This window comes from Allobacillus salarius, assembly GCF_007559425.1.
GTDB lineage: Bacteria > Bacillota > Bacilli > Bacillales > Alkalibacillaceae > Allobacillus > Allobacillus salarius.
This window is the reverse complement of the sequence record NZ_VMHE01000022.1, coordinates 1-26,771: the sequence shown is the minus strand read 5'-3', so window position 1 is coordinate 26,771 and position 26,771 is coordinate 1. Positions and strand designations below refer to the sequence as shown.

Sequence of the window (26,771 nt, the reverse complement as noted above, 5' to 3'; positions counted from 1 at the left end):
TCATCCCGTACAGAAAATGAGAGGGGACTCTATATAATTGTTGTTCATTTTCTGAAGTTAATATGCTGACTTAAAAATGATTGATGTGTAAGAGTTCATGATGATCATCAGATACGTGGGTACGGTCTTTAACTACTTGACTGATGCTGGCTAGAGATTGAAGGCTTGGAAGAAATGTATATGAACAGTATAGATCTCCTCTAGTTACTACACTATGAAACGCTCCTGATTAACGATATAATTAAAGAAGATGCAAAATTAACGACAGAATGAATGCCAACAAAGCGTTTAGCATTTAAGAAGGGAAATTCGCTCGATGGTTTTTTTGATTATGTTTATGATAGGGGTCACCACTGCATTCATCGGAAGTATAGCCGGATTAGGCGGTGGTGTGATTTTCGTTCCCACCATGCTTTTCTTGGCACAAGTGAGCAGCGAATTTTCTTGGGCGACTCCCCAAAACATCGTAGGGATCTCTCTTGTCGTCATGGTTTTTACAGGGTTATCTTCAGCACTGGCCTTTATGAGGCGAAAACGAGTGGATATCGTCAGTGGTTCACTGTTTTTGGCAGGCAATTTACCTGGTGCCTTGCTCGGTGTTTACTTAAATCAATATATTCAATCCGGTTTGTTTGAATTGTTATTAGGCTTTTTAATGTTAGTCATCGTTGGGCTTTTTTTCATTAAAAAGTATTTACCTCAACGCCAGTATGATGAAAATCATGAGAAAAAGACACATATTCATCGGAAGTTTTTAATCGCGGGTTATGAGGTGAAATACTCATTTTCCGTGATAGTAGGTGTCTTGATCGGCTTTACTGTAGGAATGCTGTCTGGCTTATTTGGCATCGGTGGCGGGTCATTGATGGTTCCAGCAATGATTTTGCTATTTGGCATGCCGGCGCACATTGCAGCACCAACTTCCATGTTTATGATTTTCTTTTCGAGTTTACTATCATCAACAGCTCATATCGTTTCTGGTCATATTATATGGACATACGCACTCGCAGCCATTCCTGGATCGTATCTCGGGGGAGTATTAGGCGCGCGAGTCAATCAGCACTTAAGAAGCGAAACAATTGAATGGATTTTACGGATTATTATGACCATTGTAGGCATACGATTAATTATATAGCTGGATAGAAGGAGTAGCTTTATGAGAGAAAATATTCATTTGTATTTTACAAGTGACTTACATAGCCATTTTGAAAATTGGCCAAAGATCATTCATTCAATGAAGCGGGAAATGAACAAGCATGCAGATGAGTTTCATCTCCTCTTGGATAACGGAGATCACCTGGATCGCTCGCATTTTTATACGGAAGCAACGCTCGGGGAAGCGAATATCCGCTTGTTGAATGAAGCGGATTATCATGTAGTGACGCTCGGTAACAATGAAGGCATTACGTTACCCAAAGAGCAACTATACCACTTGTATGATGAAGCAAATTTCTCTGTGACCTGTGCAAATATATCCCCGGTTCACAAAGATAAACCGAAATGGTTAAAACCTTATGTCGTTGTTGAAACAGATCAAGGAACTAAAATTGGAGTCATCGGCTTAACAGCTCCATTCCAGTTATTTTACGAGCAACTAAACTGGACGACGTATGAGCCACTCGAAGTTTTAGAGCAGTATATTCCTGAATTGGAAAGTCAATGTGATGTCATTGTGTTGTTATCGCATTTAGGTGTTTATCAGGATGAGTTAATTGCTGAAAAGTTTCCGATTGATGTTATTATAGGTGGCCATACGCATCATTTGTTTCATCAAGGACAAGCTCATTATGGAACACTGTTAAATGCAGTCGGTAAGCACGGGTTTTATTTCGGAAAAGTACAGTTAGTGTACGATCATAAAAAAAAGCAAGTCATTCATAGTGAAAGTGCAGCAATTGAAACTGGAAATGAAGTAGATGAAGAAACGAATACGTTGATCAAAAATATCCAACAGGAATCCGAGGAAGTTTTGGGCAAAACAGTTGCCGTTTTAGATGAAAATTACCCAGCGAACTGGTATGCAGAAACCGAACTGATGAACAATTTCGTTGAAGAATTGCAAACGTGGACAAAAGCTGATTGTGCCATGTTAAATGCCGGCGTTTTATTGCACGGATTTTCTGCAGGAGAGGTAACGAGGAAGGATATTCATAGTAGCTGCCCTCATCCGATGAATCCTTGTGTAATGGAAATGACCGGAAAAGAACTGTTGGAAACTGTAAGGATGTTTGAAGGAAAGGAATTTATCGAGTTTGAACTGAAGGGGCTAGGTTTCAGGGGAAAACGAATCGGAAAAATGATTTATTCCAATATAACAGCGCAATTCCATCCGAAAACAGATTTTGTTGAAAAAATTTGGTTGGATGAAGAAGAAGTTGAGCCGAACCGAGCGTATCAAGTTGCAACAGCCGATACATTCTCATTTCCATCGTTAGTGCCGACCATTGCATCTGTTAAAGAAAAACATTATTTTATGCCTGAATTCATTCGTGATGTTTTGGAAAAAAGCGTGACGAAACTATAGATGAATTAAATTTTTTTAAAGTGCTTGCCTCATGCAAATTGAGACAGGCACTTCTTTTTCCTCTTTTCATAGGGTAAGAAAGAGGAGGCTGGTATATATGATTCACACAGAACCGATTTGGATTGAGGATCAAGCGTTCACTTTTGTTCATGTCGAATTACCGAAAACAAATCTATTAGTAATTTATAATGATTTTGGCTACATTATGTGCGGCGCTTTAGATGTCGATTTGTTAAACGATAAGCTAGCAGACCGAAACATTGTAGCTGGCCGTGCAGTCGGTGTAAGAAATCGTGACGAACTTTTATATGCACCACTACAGAAGGTAACGAATTATGCTGTAGAAAAATTTGGCTGGTATGAAGGTATTATCGGTAAACACGCATTACTAGCGCTGACAAAATGAGGTTGTCAGCGATTTCATTATAATATATGATGAAATTAGTTGAAAAATAGTGATGGGGATAATTTATGAAAACAGCAAAAGTCCAAGACCTCAATGAAGGAGATATACTCGCAAAGCCAATTACTGATTCATATGGTAGAGTGCTTCTGCAAAAAGGCGTTAAGTTTACAAATCGGATCATCCAACGGCTGGCGGATTTTCAATTTAAGTATGTTTATGTTCAAGACGAACTGACAGAAGACATTTATCCTCAAAATCTGTTGGATGATCAAGTTAGATTTGAAACGATTCATCATATCCGGGAGTCTTTTCGTGCATTTAACGCACAATCGACGAACTTAAAACAACACCAATACGTCTTGGAAAAGTCATTGAATGAAGTGCAGAAAAAAGTTGAGGAAATCAATAAGATTATCCAAGACAACGATGAAATTTTATCGATCATGTCAGACTTGTTTTTATACGATGACTATGTGTACATGCACTCATTAAATGTAACCGTATATTCACTCGCTCTTGCAAACGAGCTTAACTATCCAAAGCATAAAGTTGAGCAAATCGGCATTGGCGCATTGTTACATGATTTAGGTAAAACACAAGTACCTAAAGCAATTTTACATAAACCGGGAAAACTAACAGACTTAGAATTCTCGATTATCAAAGAACATACCGTTTATGGCTATGACTTGCTGAAGCAGGCACATTTCCTTCCAAACGAAGTGAGATACTGCGTTGTACAGCACCATGAGCGACTAAACGGAAGTGGATATCCATATGGACTTGTCGGTCCGAATATTCATCCGTATGCCCAAATCCTTGCAGTGGCTGACGTATTCGACGCCGTTACAACGAATAGAGTATATCGGCGAGGCATGTTACCACACGAAGGCTTGGAAATTTTGTACTCTGGAAGCGGCGAACTGTTCCAGCCAGAATATGTTGATTTATTTCGACGAACGATCTCCATTTATCCTAATGGTGCAGAAGTTGAATTAAGTAATGGAGCAAAAGGTGTTATATGCGAACAAAATAAACATTTACCAGACCGGCCGAAAGTACGTGTCTTGGAAAATGAAGAAAGTAAGCTACATAAAAGCCAAGTGTATGAAATCAATCTAGCAACAAGCCTTGATCTTATGATCACTCGCTGCAACGTAAGTTCTATTGATGAATAAAGACTCGCCTAGAGGCGAGTCTTTTCTATTTTACGAGAAGTTTTCGAAAAGTATGTGTTTATCGACAGTCACCGCGTCGGTATCAACAGTTAGCAAGCATTTATCGACAGTCAGGAAGCGTTTATCAACAGTCAGCACACTCAGCACTAGTTCAAAGCCTATAAAGTCATGTCCTCTTACCTTGATGCATAAACTTCAATGTAAGGGGGTTTTCGTGTGCGCAGACGACCGAGTAAGCTAGTTTGGAAGAAACGAAAGCCAAAAAGTTTAGGCCAAATATTAATGATGACTTTTGTTGTATTTGTTTGCTCGCTTATTCTGTCTGTCTGGGTGATTGATAAAGGGATTGAACCGACGTTAATTGATATCGCGGAAAGAAAAACAAGTCAATTTGCCCGAGAGGCTATAAACGAAGCAGTCAGTAAGCGAATTGTTGATGACCTGCAAGTTGAAGATTTGGTTCAAATTGAAACAGACAACGATGGTGAAATCGTGTCAGTTGGTTGGAATGCGGTTGTTGTAAACCGAGTTCTTCGAAATACGACGTTTCGTGTGCAAAACTTTTTGAAGCGAATTGAGCGTGGCGAAATTACGCCAGAGGACTCGCTAGATTTTGATATTGATGATGATGTCGTCATTCAAGAGGATACCGTTGAAGAACATCGAGCGATTGTACGAATTCCGATTGGGCAAGCAACAGGAAACACGTTGTTAGCTAATCTCGGTCCCCAAGTACCTGTCCATTTCAGTGTAGTCGGTGATGTTCAATCCGATTTTCGACGTAAAATAACAGAATACGGGATTAATAATGCGATGATTGAATTATCGATTCACATTCAAGCAAACGTGCAAATCGTTATCCCTTTTTCAACCAAAACAACAGTCGTTGAGACGGACATACCCGTATATGTAGGAGTCATTCCAGGAAAAGTTCCGAACTTTTATAGTTCAGGAAGTGACTCTTCATCAGACATTGATCTAGCTGTACCTCCCGAAGAATTTACAGGGCAATAGAAGTATGCTATATTAACGATACGAGTAAAAATGAAAATTAAATAGATAATACACCACCACTGATGGGGTAGAGGCGCAATTAACAATAGTAATTTATGCGAGGGTGACACCAAAGACCATAAATGAAAGGGTTAATTGCCGAAGTATGATTGCAGTCACGGCATTCATGCTGGAATGTACTTGAAGAAAGTGCATTCTCTCGTACCGAAATAACGGGGAGCTACAGATCGGGGAAATGGACCAAAAGTAATGGTAGATTTCTCTATCATTACTTTTTTTATTTGTTAAAAATCAAAATCCCAAAATATTTTCCGTCAGAAGAAAATAAGCTAGTAGTAAGTCCAAGAAATAGTTAGTAAAGAATGAATCACATTACACAAAAAGGAGTGGGGTTAATGGAGGGAACAATATTTTCATTAATACCGCCGATTTTAATGATTATCCTCGTGCTGCTTACGCGAAAAGTATTGCTTTCGCTTGGCGCAGGAATTATCGTCGGGGCGTTAATGATCGAGAGTTTTGATGTTTTAGAAACAATCAAACGTATTTGGTTCACGTTTCAAGAGTTATTTTATGCAGAAGGTTCTTGGGATTTATGGAGTATCCAGCTAATTATCTTTTTATTATTTTTAGGTATGTTAATTGCTTTCTTAACAGCATCTGGCGGAGCAAAAGCTTTTGGAGATTGGGCGATTCACAAAATTCGCACACGCGAAGGTTCACAGTACATGACGGGTTTGTTAGGAATGGGAATATTCATTGATGACTATTTCAACAGCTTGACGATTGGTCAAGTCTCTCGTCCAGTTACCGATCGCCATCGTGTATCCCGTGCGAAACTCGCTTACTTAATTGATTCAACATCAGCACCGGTAACAGTTCTATCTCCAATTTCAAGTTGGGGTGCTTATATCATTGGGATTATCGCAACCATTATTTCTACGAATGAGTTGACGAATTACCAGGCATTTAATTCGTTTATTCAAATGGTACCGTATAACTTTTATGCAATTTCTGCGATTTTACTCGTATTTTTAGTTGCTTGGTTGAACTTAGACATCGGACCGATGAAAAAGCATGAAGATCGTGCTAAAGAAACGGGTCAATTAGTTGATCCGGATAACGATGATATACCAGGGGATTTACAATCAGAGATTTACGAAAATACGTTAGGGAAAGTCAGTCATTTAATGATTCCAATCGTCGTATTGATTGTTGTGACATTATCGATGATGATTTATACAGGTATTCAAGCAAGTGGTGAAACCAATTTGATTTCTATTTTTGCTGATACAGACGTTAACCTATCGTTAGTCGTCGGTGGATTTGTCGCATTGCTCGTATCGATTATTTTTTATTTCACACAAAACGGTGAAAAAACGAGTTTCGGTCGTGTCAGCATTGAAGGCATAAAAGCAATGTTGCCAGCAATTTATATATTAGTTTTAGCTTGGATGATCGTTTCCATCATCGGCGCTATTGGGACAGATGCTTACTTGTCAGGATTAGTGGAAAGATCGAATATCAATGTTGCTTACTTGCCATTTTTACTCTTTATCGTTAGTGGATTCATGGCTTTTTCAACAGGAACTTCATGGGGAACATTTGGGATCATGCTTCCGATTGCTGGTTCAATGGCAGTGACGCTTGATCCGAGTTTATTCATACCGGCATTGGCCGCAGTACTCGCTGGTTCAGTTTTTGGTGATCACTGTTCACCGATTTCGGATACATCCGTCCTTTCATCAACCGGTGCAGGAGCTAACCATATCGACCACGTTTTAACACAAATTCCATATGCAATATTAGCTGCACTAGCTTCAAGTGTTGGGTACCTATTATTTGCATGGACGGATTCTTTGCTACTGTCACTAATCGTTACGCTTGCTACTTTAGTTCTATTGGCCTATTTGGCAAAACAACTATTGATGAAAAAAGACACAGCATAAAAAAGAACAAAACCGCTTTGATTACGGATAATTTCGTAATCAAAGCGGTTTTATTTATGTGGTAAAACTAGGGAATTATTACCTATCTATTTAAATATTTCTTTTAATCAAAATACTTTGACAATAATTAAATATCCTATTATAATAAGCAAATAAGTAGTTGCGAGTATTCTGAACTTTTAAACATTATGTGCTCGCATGCTACATAGAATTTTAATATAAATATCGAAAGGGGAGAGAAACATGAACGAACGTTCACAGTGGGGAACTAGGCTGGGATTCCTTCTTGCGGCGATGGGATCGGCGATTGGTTTAGGTAATATTTGGCGCTTCCCCGCAGTCGCGTATGAAAATGGTGGAGGAGCATTTTTTATTCCGTACTTATTTGCTTTATTAACTGCTGGTATACCGCTTCTCATCATGGAATATACAATCGGACATAAGTACCGGGGATCAGCGCCACGGTCCTTAGGTGGCATCAGTAAAGGTTTCGAATGGATTGGTTGGTGGCAAGTATTAATTTCCTTTGTCATTTCAACGTACTACGCGGTCATTATTGCATGGGCAGTCATGTACGCGTACTTTTCATTTGGACAACAGTGGGGAGACGATACAGGTGGCTTCTTAACCGGTAACTTCTTGGAAATGACGGACCCCGGCAAATTCGGAAGCATCGTTCCGTCTGTATTCATTCCACTAATCTTTATCTGGGTAGTCGTTCTAGGTGTCTTGGTTCGCGGTGTTAAAAGAGGAATCGAGGTTGCAAACAAAATCTTCATTCCGGCATTGGCCGTCTTGTTCTTATTGATCGTTATTCGTGCGGTCACATTAGATGGGGCATTGGATGGATTGAATGCCTTCTTCCAACCGAATTGGAATCAAATCATGAGTGGCCAAGTTTGGGTCGCGGCCTATGGACAAATTTTCTTTAGTTTATCGATCGGTTTTGCGATTATGATTACGTATTCTTCTTATTTGGGAAGAAAATCAGACATTACAAACAACGCATTTATTACCGGTTTTGCAAACTCTTCTTTTGAATTGCTTGCAGGAATAGGAGTCTTTGCGGCACTTGGATTTATGGCTATGGCGACAGGCCAAAACGTTACAGATGAAGGATTCGTTCAAGGCGGAATTATGTTGGCGTTTGCCGTGTTCCCTGAGATCATCAACCAAATGCCATTCTTACCAGGCGTGTTCGGTTTCTTATTCTTCGCTTCACTCGTCTTGGCAGGTCTATCATCATTAATTTCAATTTCAGAAACGTATATTGCAGCAGTTTCTGAGAAATTTAATATTTCTCGTACGAAATCTGTTATGTTTGGTGGAGGTCTTGCTGCATTAATCTCTATTGCTTATGCAACGCAAGGCGGACTTGTATTGCTTGATACCGTTGACCACTTTATTAATAACTACGGTGTAGCATTAGCCGGTCTGTTTGAGGTTGTTGCTGTCGCATGGTTTGCAAAAGGATTGAAAGATCTTCAATCTCACGCAAACTCAGTATCAGACATTTCCTTGGGTGCTTGGTGGAGAGTTTCTCTTGGTGTAATCACGCCAGTTGTTTTAGGATATATGATGCTACAAAACATCAAATCAGAAATCTCAGCTGCATATGAAGGTTATCCGTTAGACTTCCTGTTCAACTTCGGTTGGGTAGTCGCAATTGGAGCCATGATGGTTGGTGCATTGTTCGCAACAAAGAAATGGCCAGCTCAACAAGTGAATCAAGCAGCTGATGACGAAGATGAGGAGGTGGCGAACTAATGTCAGCCGGAGCCGTAGTGATGATGATCTTAGGAATGCTTATTATTTGGGGAGGATTAGCCTCAAGTATTGTTTATGCAAGGAAGAAAGCAAAAGAAAGCTAAATATATGCTACGTGCAAGAACGGTTGCTGGTGTTTCATACATCAGCAACCGTTTTTTATTGATTCAAAACAGTTGATCGATAGGATTGTAAAAATAATTAAAAAATTTTGTGAATAAGGGTTGATTTTTTAATTTGAAGCACATATACTGTTTTATAACAGAAGTAAATAATAATGGTTGTACTATAGAAGGAGGGTTCATAGTGAAACAGACTTCTTGCTGTGAATGCGGAAAAGTTATTGAGCATAACTGTCAGCATCTTGTATGTGAACACTGTTTATCGAAACGAGCTGAGTAATTTTTTTTGCTCACACTGTGTTAGTACAAAATAAATAAAATAATTATGTAGTATAACAATAGGGGTGCAAAGGATGTCTACGACTGATTTATCGAAATCATATGAGCAAGTGAAACAAGTGGAGAAAGAGATTCTAACAGAAGGTGCAGTTGATTTTCTTCACAAGCTACACAGAAATTTTAATGGAAAACGAAAATCGCTTTTGGAACAGCGTGTAAAGGCGCAAGAGGATTTAAATCAAGGAGCGACGTTACACTTTTTGGAGGAAACAAAAAATATTCGTGAAAGTGATTGGACGATTGCTGATTTACCAGTAGATCTCTTAGATCGCCGAGTAGAAATTACAGGACCAGTTGACCGAAAAATGATTATTAACGCACTGAATTCAGGTGCCAAAACATTCATGGCGGATTTCGAAGATTCTTCCAGTCCAACATGGAGTAACATGATAAACGGACAAAAAAATCTCAAGGATGCTGTTCGACGAGAGATTGATTTTACGGCTGATAACGGAAAGTCTTATCAATTGAATGAAAATCCGGCAGTTCTTATGGTTCGCCCGCGTGGTTGGCATCTAGAAGAGAGTCATCTAACAGTAGAAAATGAAGCGATGTCAGGGAGTCTTGTTGATTTCGGTTTGTATTTTTACCACAATGCAAAGAAATTGGTTGAACAAAGTTCAGGCCCATATTTTTATTTGCCTAAACTGGAAAACCACCAAGAAGCAAGGTTGTGGAATGAAGTTTTTGTTTTCGCACAAAAAGAGCTTGGCTTACCTCAAGGAACAATTAAAGCGACAGTACTCATTGAAACAATTTCAGCAGCGTTTGAAATGGATGAAATCTTATATGAATTGAAGGAGCATTCAGCCGGGTTAAACTGTGGACGTTGGGATTATATTTTTAGCTATATCAAAAAGTTTCAAAACCACGAACACGTCCTATTTCCCGATCGCAAACTAGTGACAATGGAAGTCCCTTTTATGAGAGCGTATTCATTATTGACAATCCAAACTTGTCACAAACGAAACGCGCCGGCTATCGGTGGAATGGCAGCGCAAATACCGGTCAAAAATGACGAAGCCAAAAACAAAGAGGCCTATGATAAAGTTCGGAATGATAAGTTACGTGAAGTAAAAGATGGTCATGACGGTACTTGGGTTGCTCATCCGGCGATGGTTGAACTCGTGAAAGAAGTTTTCGATGAACACATGCCGACCAAAAATCAAATTGATCGTCAGTTGGATGAGTTGAATGTGACAGAAGAACAATTACTTGAAGTTCCAGAAGGACCGATTACAGAAGAGGGTCTTCGTACGAATATTGAAATCGGGATTCAGTATATCTCCGCATGGTTGGCGGGTCGCGGTGCGGTTCCATTAAATAATTTAATGGAAGATGCTGCAACAGCGGAAATTTCACGTGCTCAAGTTTGGCAATGGATCAAGCATCCTGAAGGTAAGCTTGAAACGGGAGAAAAAGTGACTATTGAATTGGTGAATGACTTATTGGATGAAGAAATAAAGGAAAACCATCCAGACGCGACCAAACTTTTCTTAGAACTTATTCAACAAGAAACGTTCGAATCATTTTTAACATTACCAGCTTATCACGTATTACAGGAAGGGGAATAATAGATGAATAACAGAGTAGAACAGATGAAAAAAGATTGGGCAGAAAATATCCGCTGGGTAGGGGTTGATCGGCCATACTCGGCTGAAGAAGTCGACCGTTTAAAAGGTAGTTTACAAATTGAGCAAACGTTAGCGAAAAGAGGATCTGAAAAACTTTGGAAGTTAATCAATGAAGAAGACTACGTGAATGCACTTGGGGCGTTAACAGGTAACCAAGCGGTTCAGCAAGTGAAAGCAGGATTGAAAGCTATTTATTTAAGTGGTTGGCAAGTAGCAGCAGATGCCAATATGGCCGGTCAAATGTATCCGGATCAAAGTTTATATCCGGTCAATAGTGTACCGAATGTCGTGAAGCGAATTAACCAAGCATTGCAACGGGCGGACCAAATTCATTATTCAGAAGGCGACGACTCTATTGATTGGTTTGCGCCAATTGTAGCCGATGCAGAAGCAGGCTTCGGTGGTCAATTAAATGTGTTCGAATTGACGAAAGCGATGATTGAAGCAGGAGCATCTGCCGTTCACTTTGAAGACCAACTTTCTTCTGAAAAAAAATGTGGTCATTTAGGTGGAAAAGTTTTATTACCGACACAACAAGCGGTGAAAAATTTAGTTTCTGCTCGTTTGGCAGCAGATGTGTTAGGAACCCCAACGATCATCATTGCACGAACGGATGCGAATGCAGCAGACTTAATTACAAGTGACGTCGATCCGTACGATGCTGAGTTCTTAACAGGTGAGCGCACAGTTGAAGGCTTTTACCGCACGAAATCTGGCTTGGATCAAGCGATTGCCCGTGGGTTGGCTTATGCACCGTACGCCGATCTAATTTGGTGCGAAACGTCTGAACCAAATCTTGAGGAAGCACAACGTTTCGCAGATGCTATTCATGAGAAATATCCAAATAAATTATTGGCTTACAACTGTTCACCTTCATTTAATTGGAAGAAAAAATTATCAGATGAAGAGATCGCAAATTTCCAAAAAGAACTCGGGAAAATGGGTTACAAATTCCAATTCGTCACATTAGCTGGTTTCCATGCGTTAAACCATAGCATGTTTGAATTGGCTCGTAAGTATAAAGACGAAGGAATGAAAGCTTATTCTGAATTGCAGCAGGCTGAATTTGCCAGCGAAGAGTTCGGCTACTCCGCAACACGTCACCAACGTGAAGTAGGAACAGGCTATTTCGACGAAGTTTCCCAAGTGATTTCAGGTGGAACTTCATCAACGACAGCACTTGCAGGATCGACAGAAGCAGAGCAATTTAAAAATTAATAGGTAAATCAAAAACCGCTCCGAGATGGGGCGGTTTTTGAGTTCTCCCTTCTAATCGAGGGTAGTGCCCAATTTTTCCTCACTACCGTAGAATAGGAGGCTTCTAATCGAGGGTAGGGCATAATTTTTCCTCACTACCGTAGAATAGGAGGCTTCTAATCGAGGGTAGGGCATAATTTTTCCTCGCTACCGTAGAATAGGAGGCTTCTAATCGAGGGTAGGGTACAACTTTCCCTCGCTACCGTAGAATAGAGGTCTTCTAATCGAGGGTAGAGCATAATTTTTCTTCGCTACCGTCGAATAGAACTCCTCTAATTGAGGGGAGCGCACAGTTTTAGCTCACTACCGTTGAATAAACCGCCACTAATCTAATCGTTCTCTCCTTATTTCCTTTTCATCGCTTGTTTCAATTTAGGCTTTTCTTTTTTCTGAAAGTCTTCGGGCTTAATCGTAAAGTAAGTTTCGACTAATTGATAAATCGATAACAGTTCGTAAAGTAGAATAAAGTGCGATGGAAATGCTGTAGACCTCGGTTTCTCTTCAATAATTTCACTTTGATTTCGCCAAAACAAATCAACGAGCTTTTTCAGCTGTTCTCGGTGCTCTTCAAGACTAAAATCTTCTGCAACTTGTAGCGAGTGGGAGATATTCTCAACATGAATAAATAACATGTCTTTCTCTTGTTCAGTTAAGTCCAATGTTTTTGACGTCATATAATACACATTCTCAATATGGTAATTAATCAACTTCAATTGTGTGAGCTTTTTGTTCACTGCTTTCAGTTCATTGTTTTCAGCTGCAGTAAGCGGGTGATATTTTGCTTCGTCTCGCTGATAATTAATGAGCACTTCAATTTTAAAAACTCTTTCTTCTAAAGACTCGAGTGTTTCAAGCATGTTCGGGTCTTGTTTTTGATCACTTAGAGCCGCAGAAAAAATGCATTGAATCGTATCACCTGTATCTTGAGCGAGTTTTTTCAGTTTGTACGTAATCGATGATTGATAATTGGGTGGCATCAAGAACATATTTACCAATGTTGAAACAGCCAAGCCGATTGTGGTCGTACCGAGACGGATAAAAAATGAAGCCATAAAATTGTCGTGTACGACTTCAATCATTGCAACAGAAGTTAACGTCGCAACGAGCAGACCGTCAAATAGTTTGAATCGGTATGTCGTCACAATAGTAAACACAGCTGCACAGGCATAGGTCAATGCGGAATGTCCGAATAATGTGATGAATAATACAGCATAAAATGAGCCAATTGCAGAAGCTGGAAAACGGACGATTCCTTTTTTAATCGATTGGGCTACGGTCGGTTCAACCGTAACGATTGCTGTAATGACCGCGAATACCGGTGGCCAACCGATCCATTCACAAATCCATGCAGTAATAAATATAGCGATTCCTGTTTTCAATACACGACTGCCTGCAATTCGTTTCATCATTTCATCTCCAATAGTTCACTATCTCTATTTTTTCACTAAAGGAGAAATATTTCAATTGGGTGATACAAGTTATCCGTTGGTATTTCGTTCCCAACGTCTTAATGATGGATAAGGGTCATAAGCCCATTCATATTTACCGTTATCTTTGTAAATTCCATAATGTAAGTGAGGCGGAAATTTTCCTTGTGTTCCTTCAGGTCCATATCCTGTTGAACCGACATATCCGATAACTTGTCCCGGTTCAACGAGTGTGCCCTCTTCGATTCCTTCTTCAAAACTGTTTAAATGAGCGTAGTAATGGTAGATGTTATACGCATCACGAATTCCGATTCGCCACCCGCCGTACTTGTTCCATCCTTTAATTTCAACAATTCCGTAAGAAGCAGATTTGACGGGTGTTCCGTAACTGGCAAAAATATCAGTTCCTTCATGAATTCGTCTACCCCCATAACCACGCGAATCTCCCCACGTATTTCTGTAACTATAATTAAAATTTTTCGAAACGATAAAAGAGCGCTCACTTAAATCAAGTGTTTGGAACTTGTGAAAGATTTTTTCCATTAAAGCAATTAAATCGGCAGCTTTTTCTCGATCATAATAAACTTCCAAAGCTTTTTGTATTGTACCTTCTTTCTCAGTTAACTGCTGAATGATGGAAGCATACGTAAACAAAACATCTTCATCATCTTGGATATCAGCAATTCCATCACCATTTCCATCCATGCCTTTTCCGCCAAAAAGCTGAATGGCTTCTTCAGAATGTTTTCGTTCATTGTCAAAGTGAAGTAATCCAAACCATGTCTCAGGCTTGATGATAATCCCTGTAATTCTTCCTTCGATATCTTCATTAATATTCCGTTCATATTGGTCCATCGCAGCAAGTGAATACCAAGGCAAGTCTGTCACGGCAGCGGTCTTTCGATATAGTCCCATTCGTTCAAGATATTCATTGTCTTCCTCTTCGGCTTGCACTGTCATGGGTATAGATAGCAAAATAATAAGTAGGCATAGAAATTTTCGCATACAGATCGAGATCCTTTCTCTAATCGGATATTTAGCTAATGCTTAGTGTAAGCAGCTTAATTTATTTCATGTAGAGAATGGATAAGGAAATTATGGTACACTATTGATAGCGAGGTGATCTCCATGGAACTTCAAGGAACGAATTATGAATTAATATACGATTACAGGGAAGCTTTCAATGAAGAAGCAATTGAAGAAAAATATGTAGATTTGCTGGCGAAATATGATTTCCTTGTCGGAGACTGGGGTTATGGTCAGCTTCGTCTGAAAGGTTTTTATGATGATCAAAATCAAAAAGCGACCTTTGATACGAAAATATCTACGTTAGAAGATTATATTTATGAATATTGTAACTTTGGTTGTCCTTATTTCGTTTTGAAACGGATTGACTAATGAAGCCTTGTTCTACCCAAGTTGGTAGTACAAGGTTTTTTATTGTTAAATACATAAAAAAATCCGAACGATTTGAATGGAAAATCGCTCGGTTATCTATTTGGATCATTTAGCCTCGCAGCAAAGGTAGTGTACAACATCTGAATGAGCCACCGGACTTTATAATTTCCGATAAGTCGACAGGGATGAAATCATAACCGTTGGCTTCCAATTCGTTATTTAACCGTTCATTTTGAGGAAGGCTAATGATCTTTCCATCACCGATTGATAGGACGTTTGGTCCCATTTGAAATTGCTCTTCCTCAGTAACCGAAATCAAATGATAATTGGATTGAAGTTTTCGTAAATCGATTTTTTTAAACGCATCACGGTAAATGAGAGCCGTATTTTCGCTGATGATATTAAACACACAATCGAGATGAAGGATATCATCTTGTAACTGTAGTGGTCGTACGTTGTAATTCGACATTCGTCGCTGCAAATCAATCGCGACATCGAATGTTGTTCGTCCACTTAAGCCAACCCAAATCGTTTCATGATCAATGATGACATCTCCGCCTTCTATTGAACCTGCTAAACCATCTTGAAAAGAAACCGATTGTTCATGTAACCAATTTTTCAGTTGTTTTGTTTCATCTTGGCGAACTTCTTCGCCCATGGAAGCTACGAATAATTCATCATCAATGACAAAAGCAGTGTCACGTGTGAAGACATGTTCATTTAATCGAGGCTTTGGAGAAAGTTCAATCATAGACGTTCAGTGTTGATTCGCAATGCTTCAGTGTTATTTCGCACGGCTTCAGTGTTAATCTGCGTCGCTTCAGCGTTAATTCGCCCACCTTCAGTGTCAATCCGCATCGCTTCAGTGTTCATTCGCTCACCTTCTGTGTTAATCCGTATGCTTAGCGTTTTAGCATAAAAAAGCACCGACCGAAGTCAGTGCTTACTTAATTATTTAAATTAAACATTCAACAACTCACGAATTTCATTTTCACTTAAGCTTGTGAAGTTCGTTTCGCCTGGTTGTATCACATTTTCAATTAGTTCTTTTTTACGTTGCTGCAGCGCATGGATTTTTTCTTCAATCGTGCCTTTCGTAATTAACCTGTACACTTGTACAACTTTTTTCTGTCCCATACGATGCGCGCGGCCTGTCGCTTGTTCTTCGACGGCTGGGTTCCACCATAAGTCGTATAAAATAACCGTGTCTGCGCCGGTCAAGTTCAGTCCTGTTCCACCAGCTTTAAGGGAGATTAGGAAGATGTTTTTTTCTCCGTCGTTGAATCGATTGACCATATCGACGCGGTGTTTTGAAGGTGTTTGTCCATCTAAATAGAATACATCTTCGCCCATCGCGTTCATTTCTTCACGAATGATTTTCAACATGCTTGAGAATTGAGAGAAGATCAGAATCCGTTGACCGTTTTGCCTAGCTGTCTCAACCATCTCGAGAAGCTGATTTAACTTACCGGATTCGCCTTCATATCCTTCAATAAATAATGAAGGGTGGCAGCATAACTGGCGTAATCGCGTAAGTCCTGCTAATATTTTCATCCGGCTTTTTTGAAAACCATCACTGGAAATGGCGCTTGCAGCTTCTCCTTGAATTTTTTCCAAGTAACCGAGATAAAGCTGTTTTTGGTCTTTCGTCAATTCGGAATGATTCACCGTTTCGATTTTATCCGGTAGCTCCGTCAATACGTCTTGTTTGATTCGGCGTAGGATGAAAGGACGACTCATCCGTGAAATTTGTTCCTGTGGAAGTTCACGGAATGCTTTTTTACTTGGGAAAAAGCCAGGCATGATCACATCGAACAATGACCATAACTCATCAAGTGAATTTTCGATTGGTGTGCCACTTAACGCAAAGCGTCTTCCAGCACGAATTGCGCGAATCGCTTGCGCTTGTTTCGTCAAATGGTTTTTGATCGCTTGTGCTTCATCTAAAATGAGCGTCGAAAATCGTCTCTCGCGATATTGCTCTAAATCCTGTCGTACCAATGGATAGGAAGTGATCAACACGTCGTACTCATGGGCGTACTTAAATAACATCTCACGATCACCGATACTTCCGTGGATCACACAAACCTTCATCGATGGCGCGAATTTTTCGAACTCTGACTCCCAGTTATAAACGAGGGAAGCAGGTGAAACGACGAGTGCCGGCTGGTCCTGCTCAGGATTATTTTCTTTTTCAGATAAAAGATAAGCAATTGTCTGAAGCGTCTTCCCGAGCCCCATATCATCCGCTAAAATTCCACCGAACCGATAACGACTTAATGATTTTAGCCACTGGAAGCCAAAGATTTGGTATTCACGTAAATCAGCGTGAATTCCGTCTGGCAATGGTACATCAAAAGTTTCAGGGTTTTTGATATCCTCAATCAGTTGTTGGAAAGCTTGATTATAATTTTTTCTGAAATGTTGCGACATCGCTTCATCCATTTGAAGTCCGCGGTAGGCAGGGACATGGATTTTACCATCTTTTAAATCATCTGGATTTAAGCGCATCTCATCAAAAACCGTTGAAATCTGGGCGAAAGAATCCTCATCAAGCGGTACGAAGCGGCCATTTGGCAAACGGTAATATCGTTTTTTCTCGACGACGGATTGAATTAATTGACTGATTTCACTTTGGTCGATATCTCCCAAGTCGAAATCAATCTCCAAAAAGTCTCCGTTTGAATCCAAATCGACATGAACAGTAGGAGACTCAATTTCATCTACAAGTAGATTTTTCACAGTATTCGTTAAATAAATAGCTACATCTTCTTCTAGCCGAGGTAACAAATAATATAGAAACGTAAACGTATCTTCCTCATCATCCAAATAAAGCTCTTGGCCATTGAACTTAAATCCCGCTTCCTCAATTACGTTCATCACGCGCTGTTCTTTTTCAGTCTCACGTACTAAAATCTTTGAAGAATCTTGTTTATAAGCACCATCTGGCTGCATCGGATCGATTTCGATGTCGTCATACAAATAGCGGACATTTGCCGTTAATCGTTCCTCTTCTTGATCTAGATGGATTGTTGCTTGGAGAGAGGGATTGATTATTGCGTTAGAAACATTTTCAGAAAGTGTAACGTCACCGATTTTTTTCAAATTCGGAATGACATTCGAAACGAAAGCGTCCATTTGGTGCGCGTTAATTGGAATGCTCGACTTCGGGTTTCGCACCATAAACCCATAAATATTATTCATAATCTCCCGTTGGTTTGCATTCAAATGATAAAAATATTGACCTTCCTGAATGATGTCGTAATTCTTGAAATAATGAAAATGGTCCATCGCATCAAAACCGAGCTCATACCCTTGATTGCTCTCATGAAGAGAAAAATCAAACGGCAAAGCATCCTCCAATAAGTGAATCTCCTGAAAATTCCCTGTCACATCTTCAAACGTACATCCTCTTTCCGAAAGGGCAGTTAACAGCTGTTTGGCGAAGTATGGCGGAATCGTCAATCCTTTTTGGTTGGCTGTCGTCTGCCATTGGTTTTCATAGAACACTTCACTACGGTATATATCCAAAAGAATTTCAATCACTCGTTGATCTTCTTCTTTGAACATATGTAGCTTTGGATCATAAGAAAATTTCGGAGTGAAGAAATGCTCGGATTGTTTATCGACACTTTCTAAAAATTTCTTCAAGTTTTTGACGACATATGTACGATCAACGCCGGTTTTCATCTCGACAGAAAGTAACAAACCTTTAAATAATTGATGTTCGATTTTTAAAATATATTCCGTTTGAAGCGGTTCTTTATGTAAAGTTGAATCCGCTGAATTGGTGTCCATGAAAAGGTTGATTATTCTAGCCGAGAAATCTTCGGTAGGTTTAGACTCGTTGTTGACTTTCCGGGTAGGCATATCATTTTGCTTACGCTTTTCTAAAAATTCATCGAACAGTTGGCCTTTGTCAACCGCTTCTCGATTGGCGATTTTTAACATAACGGCAACAATATGTTTACATTCACCAAATGTATCATAAGCGGGGCAGGAACAATTTTTTTCGAACGTATCATCATCGTGCTTTTGTATGAACACATGATACATTTCACTGCCCATCACAGTGCCTGACCAAGACTTTTGAAGTTCATCAAATACGACACGCTCCACCGCTCCTTTGCGATAGTAACGCTTGCCACGCTGGAACATTCTATTTAAAAACATCGCTTTAATCGATTGTTCAGTTAACAATACAAATCACCCTTTAATATAAACACTCTTATCACTCCATCATAACATTGAAAGCATGAACTTATTAAGCATGAAATATTTGAAAAGAAAAGTCCCTCGAAATTTGCAAACCGTATAAAAAAAGCTGAAGAAAACAAAACGTTTTCTCCAAGCTTAAAAGAATGCATTGATCCAAACTAATCTTCTGTATCTTCGGCAGGAAAATCATTAGGGGGGTGGGAGTTTGGCATATTCCGTTGTGCATCGGCATGTAGCGACTTGTTTTCATAATTGAAAGCAGAATAAGGGCGTCGGTTCGGGTTATCGGCTTCCGATTGTACGGGTTGTTCTGCGTTCACCGGCTCGCCATACGTACCTTCGGGGAATTCTTCAGGGATTTGATAATTACGGTCAATCTCAACGTTCGCAAAATCATCATATTTTTTCTTTTTTGGCATAAATAATCGCCTCCTGTCAGTCAATAGGCTTTCCGCACAGAAGACGATTATACGTAAATGCATCACGCAATCCGAAGATCTTATTTCAATGTATCTTTTAAGTACTCAAAAATTTCCTCTGCTTCATATTCATTCACTCGGAAATGGTGCGCATAATATTTTGGTGATTTCAGTTCATCTTTCTTTACTGTCGTATAGTGTGAGCTTTGCAAGTCAATAATGACCACTTTGTCATCAATCGTCGCACTTTCAAAAAATGCAAAATCATATCTTCTGAATTCGGTGCTAAAGCTAACATATCGGACGCTCGTATTTTCTGTTTCATCTTTAATCATGTTTACTTCACTCATTTATTGACACCCCTGACACATCTTTTTCCCCATTTTACCAAAAGTAGCTAATAGGTTCATCCGATAGCCAAAAATCAATGCTTTCCTGTAAAGCTTGAGCCAATGAGTTATGTTAAACTATGGAGGGAAAGGATGATGACGATGTATTTTGTCGAACGAGAAAATATTGAAAATACATTACTTTATTACAACGGGTTACTTGAAGTATTTGAGCAACAAGAAGCCGTCAGCTTTCTGGAGAAACTAGGCATTGAACGGTTAGCTCAAATGGTTGTTGAATCCATTATTGATGTCGGAAATTTAATGATTGATGGATTCATTATGAGAGACCCAGGTAGCTACGAAGATATTATTGATATTTTAGTCGATGAGCGTGTTATACCGAAAGAGCATGAAGACGCTTATAAAGAAATTGTCAGCTTGCGTCCGAAATTAGTTCGTGAGTATACGAAAATCAACCATGCAGAAATTGAAGCAACTTTAAAAAACAATTTGGATACGATCGAGCATTTTCGTCCGCTTGTGTTGAATTATTTGGAGAATGAACTTGGTCCAATTAATGCTTTTCATAAACCAAAGGAGTAATCATCGATGAAACACTATGAAGGATATTTAATTGATTTAGATGGCACGATGTTTCGTGGAACAGATGAAATTCAAGGTGCCAAAGAATTCGTTGATGAATTAAATAAACGTCATATTCCTCATATGTTTTTGACGAATAATTCATCGCGAACACTAGAACAAACAGCAGAGAAATTAGAAGGCTTTGGCATTGATGCGAAAGTAGAACAAGTGATTACAGCATCGTTAGCGACAGCCGCTTTTATTAAAGAAAATTTAACGAGCCGACGTGCTTTTGTTGTCGGTCAAACAGGTTTAATTAGAGCGTTGGAAGAAGCGGGAATTGAATTGACAGATGAAGAAGCGGAAATCGTTGTGATGGGCATCGATCGGAATGTCACCTATGAAAAATTAAGCCGTGCAGCATTGAATGCTCAAAAAGGCGCTTATTTGCTTGCCACCAATCCGGACATAAAAGTTCCAACCGAAAGAGGCTTTACACCTGGTAACGGCGCGTTCGTCGAATTAGTGAGTCACGTTTCAGGTAAAAAACCGACCTATGTAGGAAAACCGCAACCATTTATGATGGAATTTGCGCTAAAAAAGTTAGGGATTCCTCGCGAAAAAACCATCATGGTCGGCGATAATTATGAAACAGACATTATGGCAGGGATTCAGTCGGGCTTGGACACACTTCACGTGCAAACAGGAGTGACTTCAAAGGAAGAGTTGGTCAAATATGCCGAGCAGCCAACTTATTCTGTCCGTACATTAAACGAGTGGTTTAGCCATATGTAATGCTCAGGCTGTTATTCGCTTCGAATAAACAGCCTAAGTAAAACATTTAATCATCGTCATGGTCGAGCGCTAATTCTGAGCTGTGTGCCAAACGGCTAGAAGCAGCAGCGGCAATCGCTCCGACAATATCATCCAAAAACGTATGCGTGCCATAACGTTTATCATTCAATTTTTTCAAAATACCTGGTTTGATTTTATCGATATAGCCGAAATTCGTAAATCCGATCGAACCATATACGTTAATGATGGAAAAAGCGACGATCTCATCAATACCGTATAGCCCTTCATCATTCGCAATGATGCTTTGAAGCGGTTCCTCGAATTTATTTTGTTCCGCAAATTTATCAAGCTGAATACCGGTTAAAACGGCATTTTGGACCTCGCGTTTTTTGAGGACTTTTCGAATGTTAAACATACATTCGTCGATGCTTAAATCGTCATGATACGCTGATTGTAAGTGGTAAACGAGCTCAGCGATGTCTTCCAGTTCAACGCCACGCTCTTTCAATTGTGCTATCGTCATTTCTTCAAGTTTGTTCATATTTCATCACATCCATTTTTATTTAGTTTAAGTTTATGCGGCGATTAGTTATACATACGAATAAGGAGGCAATCTGATGGCTAAACCAATTGTTTATGTGACACGGAAACTCCCTACTGAAATTATATCAGAATTGACTGAAAAATATCAGGTCAAGATGTGGGAAGAGGAAGAAGTGCCAGTTCCTGGGGATGTATTGATGAAAGAAATTACCCAGGCGAGTGCTGTTCTTTCCATGTTAACTGATACCTTCGATGAAGAAGTATTAAACATGGCAAGCCAATTAAAAGTAATTGCAAACTTAGCGGTCGGTTATGACAATATCGATGTGAAAGCATGCGAATCTCGTGGCATCACGGTCACAAACACGCCTGATGTATTAACGGAAACGACTGCGGATTTAACGTTCGGTTTGTTGTTAGCGACAGCTCGTCGAATTCCAGAAAGTGTTGATATCATTCGCAATGATCAATGGAAAACATGGTCACCGTATATGATGGCTGGTTCCGATGTTCATCAGAAAACAATCGGCATTGTCGGTATGGGGGCGATCGGTGAAGCGGTCGCAAAACGGGCGACAGGATTTGATATGGACATTTTATATCACAATCGTAACCGAAAGCCTAAGGCAGAAGAAAAATTAGGTGCGAGTTACGCTTCGTTAGAAGAACTACTCGCAAAATCAGATTTCGTTGTTTCAATGCTTCCATTAACGAAAGAAACGAAGGGCATGTTCGACGCACAAGCCTTTGACCGGATGAAACAAAGCGCCTTTTTTATTAATGCGTCTCGTGGTGGGGTAGTGAATGAAGCGGATTTATATCAAGCCATAAAGGACGAGAAAATTCGAGGAGCGGGCTTGGATGTCTTTGCAAATGAGCCGATTGGAAGTAATCATCCGCTTGCGCAATTAGATCGCGTAGTCGCTTTACCGCATATCGGTTCTTCCACTGTTGACACGAGAAACCGGATGGCGATGCTTTGTGTGGAAAATATTAAGCGTGTGTTAGACGGGATGGAGCCTTTAACACCGGTGAAGAATTAGAAAATCGGTAACCGGCCTTTATTTTTTCTGACACGAAAAAGCCAGCTATTCATTTAGCTGGCTACATGGTCATTTGTATGTTTTAAATATATATTTACTTAAAAGATTTGCTCAACTTCGGATACACCAGGCACTTCTGCGACCAATGCACGCTCAATACCAGCTTTCAATGTAATTGCTGAACTTGGGCAGTTGCCACAAGCACCTTTTAAGCGAAGAAGCACGATACCTTCATCGTCGACATCAACTAATTCAACGTCCCCGCCATCACGTAGCAAAAACGGGCGTAGTTTTCCAATGACTTCTTGAACTTGTTCAAACATCGTTTTTCTTCCCCCTTCTTTTAATTGTTAGTATAAATGGTCTCAATCCAAAAATCTATTGAGTTGCTCGAAAAGCTTATCAACGATTTCTCTTTGCAATTGATAATCGTTATCATTTTCTATTTTACATCATTTTCGGTAAAATGAAAATAAGAAACGTTATTTAGGGGGAAAAATATCGTGACGAATCAAACAGAGGTTATTGTGTATGGGGCTGAGGTCCTTTGTCCGAGTTGTGTAAATTTGCCGAGTTCCAAAGAACAATATGATTGGCTACAAGCAGCAATCTCTAGAAAGTTTGGAGAAGAAGGCATTCAATATACGTATGTAGATATTTTTAATCCACCGGAAGAAGAACCGTATCATAGCTTTGCGAAACAAGTCGTCGATGAAGATTTGATTTATCCAGTTGTATTTGTCGATGATGAGCTCGTAGGTGAAGGAGATCCACGTTTGAAGAGAGTATATAAAGCATTGGAAAGCCGAGGTTTTGAGCCAACTGCTTAAAGATTCTCCTCAAACATGTTATCCTAATCGGATAAAAGAGTTATGAACCGAGGAGTGTATGACCAGAAATGAATCCAATCATCGAGTTTTGTGTCAACAACATAGCTAGCGGTTCACAGGAAGCTTTTGAAAAACTGGAAAAAGATCCTTCCTTGGACGTCATCGAATACGGATGTACTAGTCACTGCGGGATTTGTGCTTCCTTTTTATTTGCGATTGTGAACGGTGAAGCTGTGATGGCAGACGATCCAGATGAACTAGTTGAAAAAGTATATAAGCATTTAGAAGAAAATCCTTTATTCTAAAAGGAAGATGGGGAACAAGAGATGAAAATTCCTTTTACAAAGATGCATGGACTAGGAAATAATTATATTTATATAGATGGCTTCCAAGTCAATTTGGAAGAAAGTGAAATACCACAATTAGCACGAAAAATTTCGGATGTAAATTTCGGTATTGGCTCAGACGGTTTGATTTATATGCTGCCGTCTGAAAAAGCCGATGTTCGCATGCGTATTTTTAATAAAGACGGATCTGAAGGAAAAAATTGCGGAAATGGACTTCGCTGTATTGCGAAATGGGCTTATGAATTGGGTTATGTGACGGAGACGGAATTTCAAATTGAAGCCAATTCAGGAGTCGTTGATGCAAAAGTTTTTCCTGAAAATGGTGTCGTTGAGCAAGTGTCCGTCGACATGGGAGTGCCTCGACTGAAACGTAGGGACATTCCAATGGTTGTCGACGATCGAGATCCGGAAAGCCGCGTTGTGAACGAACCGTTTCCTGTCGCGAACACAGAATTAAATGTAACTGCGGTATCTATGGGGAATCCGCATGCTGTCTTTTTCGTTGATTCAATTGTTGAGAGCCCAGTTGCAGAGCTTGGTCCGATTATTGAAAAGGATGAACGGTTCGTTGATGGCATAAACGTAGAATTTATCGAAGTCGTTTCGGAAAAGGAGCTTCATTTTCGTGTCTGGGAAAGAGGATCAGGAATTACACAAGCTTGTGGGACAGGAGCCTGTGCCGCCGTTGTCGCAAGTGTGTTAAACGGCTATTCCAATGTTGGTGAGGAAGTCACCGTCCATTTAGAAGGCGGCGATTTATTCATCAATATGACTGAAGAACAACGAGTCATTATGCGCGGGCCAGCTGAAAAAGTAGCAGATGGCATATTTCATTGGCCATCAGTTTGAAACAAAAATAAAGACTTTGTATAATAAATTTAAGGAGGTCGTTCATATGTCCATCGTAATTACAGAACAAGCAAAATTACAAATCAAAGATATGATGAAAGAAGAAACTGAAGAGAACGTTTACCTGCGTTTTGGCGTAAAAGGTGGCGGCTGCAGTGGCCTATCGTATCAATTAGGATTTGAATATGAAGTGAAAGAAACCGATAATCAATTCATCGAAAACGATATTCCTGTAGTCATCGCTAAGATGGATCAACCGATTGTAGAAAATACAACGATTGATTATAAGCAAAATATGATGGGTGGCGGATTCACAATCGATAATCCAAACGCGATTGTCTCTTGTGGTTGTGGCTCATCCTTTAAAGCTGACGGAAGAGTCGGAGTACCAGGAGATTGCTAAATACTTAACGATATAAGCTGTCTTACCTTTATAGGTAGGGCAGTTTTTTGTGTGAGATGAGTTTTTGTTAAGGATGATAAGAGTTTTTGGTCGTATTTGTATACAAAATGGCCGGTTTTTCTGATGAAAATGAATTTATCGTCATTCGCAGAGAGGGCAGAGTCTTACTATAATTAGAGTAAAAAAGAATAGAGGTACTGCGAATGATTTTTAAAGAACGAAAAATGAGTGACGAATTACAAATGCTACAAGCGCTTGATCGGCGGATGGCCTTGTCACCTAAAGACCATAAAAACTACCAACATCTATTGAAAGGATTTAGAGGCGAAGCGCAATTCGACCAACTGTTGGCTAACCTCTCATGCGCCCACATCCAAATCCACGATTTATTACTCGAGCATAACGGCACTGTATTCCAAATTGATTCGCTTTTAATTATGAAAGAAAAAATAATTGTATATGAAGTGAAAAATTATCAAGGAGAATTTTTCTTCGAGCAAGAAAGATTTTTTAAAATCCCACGGCAAGAAATCATGAATCCACTCCACCAAATCGGCCGAACCGCTCCAATACTCACCCAATTGCTCCGCAAGCACGGCTTTAATATACCCATTCAATTTCACGTCGTTTTTGTGAATCCAGAATTTACATTATTTCACGCCCAGCAAAATACACGGGTAATACTCCCAACACAAATTAACGACCACTTGCGTAAGCTCAATAGTATCAATACACAACTGAACCAAACCCATAAACATCTAGCAGAAAAACTTATTAAACTTCATCTAAACGATTCACCATACCAAAATCGCCCAGTGTATGAATATGATGAGATTAGGAAAGGGGTTGTTTGCGGTGGATGCGGTTTGATGGCGGTGGAAGTGAAAGGGAGAAAGGTCTATTGCAAGCGCTGCAATTGGGTAGAACATTTAGATACAGTAATTGTGAAATTAGTTATGGAATATAAATTATTGTTTCCTAATAAAAAAGTAACCGTTTCAGCGATTGATGAGTGGTGTGGTAGTTTAATTTCTTTAAAAAGTATTTCAAGGATTCTCGGTCAATATTTTACCCGTAAAGGAAGTTTGCGGTGGTCATATTATGAATAAGAATTTTGATAGAATAATCGCTCTATACCCCGAGTGAGCAAAAATATAAGCTGAAAGGTCGAATAGACGCGCTCTATACCCCCGAGTGAGCAAAAATATAAGCTAAAAGGTCGAATAGACGCGCTCTATACCCCCGAGTGAGCAAAAATATAAGCTGACAAGTCGAATAGACTCGGTCTATACCCTCGAGTGAGCAAAAATATAAGCTGAAAAGTCGAATAGACGCGCTCTATACCCCCGAGTGAGCAAAAATATAAGCTGAAAGGTAGAATAGATGTGCTCTATA

At 39.6% G+C, this 26,771-nt stretch carries 28 protein-coding genes and 1 riboswitch; of the genes, 19 read left to right on the top strand and 9 right to left on the bottom strand.

The genetic code is table 11. The features are described from left to right. The first annotated feature begins 316 nt into the window (after positions 1 to 316). From FPQ13_RS10585 to aceA, 10 genes are all read left to right on the top strand, one after another. Positions 317 to 1,135 carry a sulfite exporter TauE/SafE family protein gene (locus tag FPQ13_RS10585; RefSeq protein ID WP_144089299.1) on the top strand — a complete coding sequence of 273 codons (819 nt, stop codon included), beginning with the start codon at positions 317 to 319 and terminating at the stop codon, positions 1,133 to 1,135. A 21-nt stretch (positions 1,136 to 1,156) separates the two neighbouring features. Beyond that, complete coding sequence (locus tag FPQ13_RS10580; RefSeq protein ID WP_144089298.1) at positions 1,157 to 2,524, top strand: bifunctional metallophosphatase/5'-nucleotidase; 1,368 nt, start codon at positions 1,157 to 1,159, stop codon at positions 2,522 to 2,524. A gap of 97 nt (positions 2,525 to 2,621) precedes the next feature. Further along, a complete protein-coding gene (locus FPQ13_RS10575; RefSeq protein ID WP_144089297.1) occupies positions 2,622 to 2,930 on the top strand; it encodes a YunC family protein in 309 nt (102 codons plus the stop codon). A 65-nt stretch (positions 2,931 to 2,995) separates the two neighbouring features. Beyond that, positions 2,996 to 4,105, top strand: a complete 1,110-nt coding sequence (locus FPQ13_RS10570; RefSeq protein ID WP_144089296.1) for an HD-GYP domain-containing protein — start codon at positions 2,996 to 2,998, stop codon at positions 4,103 to 4,105. Positions 4,106 to 4,321: 216 nt separating this feature from the next. Then, complete coding sequence (gene yunB, locus FPQ13_RS10565) at positions 4,322 to 5,119, top strand: sporulation protein YunB (protein WP_246065485.1); 798 nt, start codon at positions 4,322 to 4,324, stop codon at positions 5,117 to 5,119. A gap of 60 nt (positions 5,120 to 5,179) precedes the next feature. Continuing rightward, a riboswitch (Lysine riboswitch) is annotated at positions 5,180 to 5,350 on the top strand. Between the two features lie 164 nt (positions 5,351 to 5,514). Beyond that, positions 5,515 to 7,068 (top strand): Na+/H+ antiporter NhaC family protein, encoded by a 1,554-nt coding sequence (locus FPQ13_RS10560; protein WP_144089295.1) that lies wholly within the window; start codon positions 5,515 to 5,517, stop codon positions 7,066 to 7,068. A 243-nt stretch (positions 7,069 to 7,311) separates the two neighbouring features. Next, a complete protein-coding gene (locus FPQ13_RS10555; RefSeq protein WP_144089294.1) occupies positions 7,312 to 8,835 on the top strand; it encodes a sodium-dependent transporter in 1,524 nt (507 codons plus the stop codon). Then, entirely contained in the window at positions 8,835 to 8,939 is a 105-nt protein-coding gene (locus FPQ13_RS10550) for a methionine/alanine import family NSS transporter small subunit (RefSeq protein ID WP_144089293.1), read from the top strand. The genes FPQ13_RS10555 and FPQ13_RS10550 overlap by 1 nt, the downstream gene beginning before the upstream one ends. 371 nt (positions 8,940 to 9,310) lie before the next feature. Beyond that, positions 9,311 to 10,870 (top strand): malate synthase A, encoded by a 1,560-nt coding sequence (aceB, locus tag FPQ13_RS10545; RefSeq protein ID WP_144089292.1) that lies wholly within the window; start codon positions 9,311 to 9,313, stop codon positions 10,868 to 10,870. A gap of 3 nt (positions 10,871 to 10,873) precedes the next feature. Further along, positions 10,874 to 12,148, top strand: coding sequence for an isocitrate lyase (aceA, locus tag FPQ13_RS10540; RefSeq protein WP_144089291.1), 1,275 nt, complete (start codon positions 10,874 to 10,876; stop codon positions 12,146 to 12,148). 383 nt (positions 12,149 to 12,531) lie between these two features. On the opposite strand, the gene FPQ13_RS10535 is transcribed toward aceA, so the two are convergent. Both FPQ13_RS10535 and FPQ13_RS10530 read right to left on the bottom strand, forming a co-directional pair. Continuing rightward, positions 12,532 to 13,593 carry an aromatic acid exporter family protein gene (locus FPQ13_RS10535; protein WP_144089290.1) on the bottom strand — a complete coding sequence of 354 codons (1,062 nt, stop codon included), beginning with the start codon at positions 13,591 to 13,593 and terminating at the stop codon, positions 12,532 to 12,534. Positions 13,594 to 13,665: 72 nt separating this feature from the next. Continuing rightward, entirely contained in the window at positions 13,666 to 14,619 is a 954-nt protein-coding gene (locus FPQ13_RS10530; RefSeq protein ID WP_144089289.1) for a M23 family metallopeptidase, read from the bottom strand. A gap of 123 nt (positions 14,620 to 14,742) precedes the next feature. Between FPQ13_RS10530 and FPQ13_RS10525 the strand changes: the two genes are divergently transcribed. Then, entirely contained in the window at positions 14,743 to 15,012 is a 270-nt protein-coding gene (locus FPQ13_RS10525; RefSeq protein WP_144089288.1) for a YutD family protein, read from the top strand. 109 nt (positions 15,013 to 15,121) lie between these two features. Here FPQ13_RS10525 and FPQ13_RS10520 read toward each other — a convergent pair whose 3' ends face one another. From FPQ13_RS10520 to FPQ13_RS10505, 5 genes are all read right to left on the bottom strand, one after another. Further along, positions 15,122 to 15,763 carry a dimethylarginine dimethylaminohydrolase family protein gene (locus tag FPQ13_RS10520; protein ID WP_144089287.1) on the bottom strand — a complete coding sequence of 214 codons (642 nt, stop codon included), beginning with the start codon at positions 15,761 to 15,763 and terminating at the stop codon, positions 15,122 to 15,124. Then, complete coding sequence (locus tag FPQ13_RS13915; protein WP_281281209.1) at positions 15,760 to 15,885, bottom strand: hypothetical protein; 126 nt, start codon at positions 15,883 to 15,885, stop codon at positions 15,760 to 15,762. Before FPQ13_RS13915 ends, FPQ13_RS10520 begins: the two co-directional genes overlap by 4 nt. A gap of 87 nt (positions 15,886 to 15,972) precedes the next feature. Continuing rightward, positions 15,973 to 19,212, bottom strand: a complete 3,240-nt coding sequence (locus FPQ13_RS10515) for a DEAD/DEAH box helicase (RefSeq protein WP_246065483.1) — start codon at positions 19,210 to 19,212, stop codon at positions 15,973 to 15,975. Positions 19,213 to 19,388: 176 nt separating this feature from the next. After that, positions 19,389 to 19,649 carry a cytosolic protein gene (locus tag FPQ13_RS10510; RefSeq protein WP_144089286.1) on the bottom strand — a complete coding sequence of 87 codons (261 nt, stop codon included), beginning with the start codon at positions 19,647 to 19,649 and terminating at the stop codon, positions 19,389 to 19,391. A gap of 80 nt (positions 19,650 to 19,729) precedes the next feature. After that, a complete protein-coding gene (locus tag FPQ13_RS10505; RefSeq protein WP_144089285.1) occupies positions 19,730 to 19,999 on the bottom strand; it encodes an SAV0927 family protein in 270 nt (89 codons plus the stop codon). Positions 20,000 to 20,131: 132 nt separating this feature from the next. Between FPQ13_RS10505 and FPQ13_RS10500 the strand changes: the two genes are divergently transcribed. Both FPQ13_RS10500 and FPQ13_RS10495 read left to right on the top strand, forming a co-directional pair. Continuing rightward, on the top strand, positions 20,132 to 20,584 hold the full coding sequence (locus FPQ13_RS10500) for a DUF86 domain-containing protein (protein ID WP_342778588.1): 453 nt from the start codon (positions 20,132 to 20,134) through the stop codon (positions 20,582 to 20,584). A gap of 6 nt (positions 20,585 to 20,590) precedes the next feature. Further along, the gene (locus tag FPQ13_RS10495) at positions 20,591 to 21,361 is read left to right on the top strand and encodes a TIGR01457 family HAD-type hydrolase (RefSeq protein WP_144089284.1); all 771 of its coding nucleotides are present in this window, start codon (positions 20,591 to 20,593) and stop codon (positions 21,359 to 21,361) included. A gap of 46 nt (positions 21,362 to 21,407) precedes the next feature. Here the strand turns inward: FPQ13_RS10495 and FPQ13_RS10490 are convergent, their stop codons facing one another. Next, positions 21,408 to 21,902 carry a phosphatidylglycerophosphatase A family protein gene (locus FPQ13_RS10490; RefSeq protein WP_144089283.1) on the bottom strand — a complete coding sequence of 165 codons (495 nt, stop codon included), beginning with the start codon at positions 21,900 to 21,902 and terminating at the stop codon, positions 21,408 to 21,410. A gap of 76 nt (positions 21,903 to 21,978) precedes the next feature. On the opposite strand from FPQ13_RS10490, the gene FPQ13_RS10485 reads away from it, so the two are divergent. Beyond that, positions 21,979 to 22,947 (top strand): 2-hydroxyacid dehydrogenase, encoded by a 969-nt coding sequence (locus FPQ13_RS10485; RefSeq protein ID WP_144089282.1) that lies wholly within the window; start codon positions 21,979 to 21,981, stop codon positions 22,945 to 22,947. Between the two features lie 98 nt (positions 22,948 to 23,045). Here the strand turns inward: FPQ13_RS10485 and FPQ13_RS10480 are convergent, their stop codons facing one another. Next, positions 23,046 to 23,270: a NifU family protein gene (locus tag FPQ13_RS10480; RefSeq protein WP_144089281.1), complete on the bottom strand. Its 225-nt coding sequence runs from the start codon at positions 23,268 to 23,270 to the stop codon at positions 23,046 to 23,048. Positions 23,271 to 23,450: 180 nt separating this feature from the next. Here FPQ13_RS10480 and FPQ13_RS10475 point away from each other — a divergent pair, with 180 nt between their 5' ends. From FPQ13_RS10475 to FPQ13_RS10455, 5 genes are all read left to right on the top strand, one after another. Beyond that, positions 23,451 to 23,777, top strand: a complete 327-nt coding sequence (locus FPQ13_RS10475; RefSeq protein WP_144089280.1) for a YuzD family protein — start codon at positions 23,451 to 23,453, stop codon at positions 23,775 to 23,777. Between the two features lie 68 nt (positions 23,778 to 23,845). Next, positions 23,846 to 24,082, top strand: a complete 237-nt coding sequence (locus tag FPQ13_RS10470) for a YuzB family protein (RefSeq protein ID WP_144089279.1) — start codon at positions 23,846 to 23,848, stop codon at positions 24,080 to 24,082. Between the two features lie 21 nt (positions 24,083 to 24,103). Next, positions 24,104 to 24,973, top strand: coding sequence for a diaminopimelate epimerase (dapF, locus tag FPQ13_RS10465; RefSeq protein WP_144089278.1), 870 nt, complete (start codon positions 24,104 to 24,106; stop codon positions 24,971 to 24,973). 46 nt (positions 24,974 to 25,019) lie between these two features. Next, the gene (locus FPQ13_RS10460) at positions 25,020 to 25,376 is read left to right on the top strand and encodes a HesB/IscA family protein (protein WP_144089277.1); all 357 of its coding nucleotides are present in this window, start codon (positions 25,020 to 25,022) and stop codon (positions 25,374 to 25,376) included. 203 nt (positions 25,377 to 25,579) lie between these two features. Next, entirely contained in the window at positions 25,580 to 26,485 is a 906-nt protein-coding gene (locus tag FPQ13_RS10455) for a nuclease-related domain-containing protein (protein WP_144089276.1), read from the top strand. The last annotated feature ends 286 nt before the right edge of the window (positions 26,486 to 26,771 follow it).

Excerpts from the sequence above, each read along its gene's own strand:
- FPQ13_RS10585 (WP_144089299.1), top strand. The coding sequence starts at position 317 with ATGGTTTTTTTGATTATGTTTATGATAGGGGTCACCACTGCATTCATC.
- FPQ13_RS10580 (WP_144089298.1), top strand. The coding sequence starts at position 1,157 with ATGAGAGAAAATATTCATTTGTATTTTACAAGTGACTTACATAGCCAT.
- FPQ13_RS10575 (WP_144089297.1), top strand. The coding sequence starts at position 2,622 with ATGATTCACACAGAACCGATTTGGATTGAGGATCAAGCGTTCACTTTT.
- FPQ13_RS10570 (WP_144089296.1), top strand. The coding sequence starts at position 2,996 with ATGAAAACAGCAAAAGTCCAAGACCTCAATGAAGGAGATATACTCGCA.
- FPQ13_RS10560 (WP_144089295.1), top strand. The coding sequence starts at position 5,515 with ATGGAGGGAACAATATTTTCATTAATACCGCCGATTTTAATGATTATC.
- FPQ13_RS10555 (WP_144089294.1), top strand. The coding sequence starts at position 7,312 with ATGAACGAACGTTCACAGTGGGGAACTAGGCTGGGATTCCTTCTTGCG.
- FPQ13_RS10550 (WP_144089293.1), top strand. The coding sequence starts at position 8,835 with ATGTCAGCCGGAGCCGTAGTGATGATGATCTTAGGAATGCTTATTATT.
- aceB (WP_144089292.1), top strand. The coding sequence starts at position 9,311 with ATGTCTACGACTGATTTATCGAAATCATATGAGCAAGTGAAACAAGTG.
- aceA (WP_144089291.1), top strand. The coding sequence starts at position 10,874 with ATGAATAACAGAGTAGAACAGATGAAAAAAGATTGGGCAGAAAATATC.
- FPQ13_RS10535 (WP_144089290.1), bottom strand. The coding sequence starts at position 13,593 with ATGAAACGAATTGCAGGCAGTCGTGTATTGAAAACAGGAATCGCTATA.
- FPQ13_RS10530 (WP_144089289.1), bottom strand. The coding sequence starts at position 14,619 with ATGCGAAAATTTCTATGCCTACTTATTATTTTGCTATCTATACCCATG.
- FPQ13_RS10525 (WP_144089288.1), top strand. The coding sequence starts at position 14,743 with ATGGAACTTCAAGGAACGAATTATGAATTAATATACGATTACAGGGAA.
- FPQ13_RS10520 (WP_144089287.1), bottom strand. The coding sequence starts at position 15,763 with ATGATTGAACTTTCTCCAAAGCCTCGATTAAATGAACATGTCTTCACA.
- FPQ13_RS13915 (WP_281281209.1), bottom strand. The coding sequence starts at position 15,885 with ATGAACACTGAAGCGATGCGGATTGACACTGAAGGTGGGCGAATTAAC.
- FPQ13_RS10510 (WP_144089286.1), bottom strand. The coding sequence starts at position 19,649 with ATGCCAAAAAAGAAAAAATATGATGATTTTGCGAACGTTGAGATTGAC.
- FPQ13_RS10505 (WP_144089285.1), bottom strand. The coding sequence starts at position 19,999 with ATGAGTGAAGTAAACATGATTAAAGATGAAACAGAAAATACGAGCGTC.
- FPQ13_RS10500 (WP_342778588.1), top strand. The coding sequence starts at position 20,132 with ATGATGACGATGTATTTTGTCGAACGAGAAAATATTGAAAATACATTA.
- FPQ13_RS10495 (WP_144089284.1), top strand. The coding sequence starts at position 20,591 with ATGAAACACTATGAAGGATATTTAATTGATTTAGATGGCACGATGTTT.
- FPQ13_RS10490 (WP_144089283.1), bottom strand. The coding sequence starts at position 21,902 with ATGAACAAACTTGAAGAAATGACGATAGCACAATTGAAAGAGCGTGGC.
- FPQ13_RS10485 (WP_144089282.1), top strand. The coding sequence starts at position 21,979 with ATGGCTAAACCAATTGTTTATGTGACACGGAAACTCCCTACTGAAATT.
- FPQ13_RS10480 (WP_144089281.1), bottom strand. The coding sequence starts at position 23,270 with ATGTTTGAACAAGTTCAAGAAGTCATTGGAAAACTACGCCCGTTTTTG.
- FPQ13_RS10470 (WP_144089279.1), top strand. The coding sequence starts at position 23,846 with ATGAATCCAATCATCGAGTTTTGTGTCAACAACATAGCTAGCGGTTCA.
- dapF (WP_144089278.1), top strand. The coding sequence starts at position 24,104 with ATGAAAATTCCTTTTACAAAGATGCATGGACTAGGAAATAATTATATT.
- FPQ13_RS10460 (WP_144089277.1), top strand. The coding sequence starts at position 25,020 with ATGTCCATCGTAATTACAGAACAAGCAAAATTACAAATCAAAGATATG.
- FPQ13_RS10455 (WP_144089276.1), top strand. The coding sequence starts at position 25,580 with ATGATTTTTAAAGAACGAAAAATGAGTGACGAATTACAAATGCTACAA.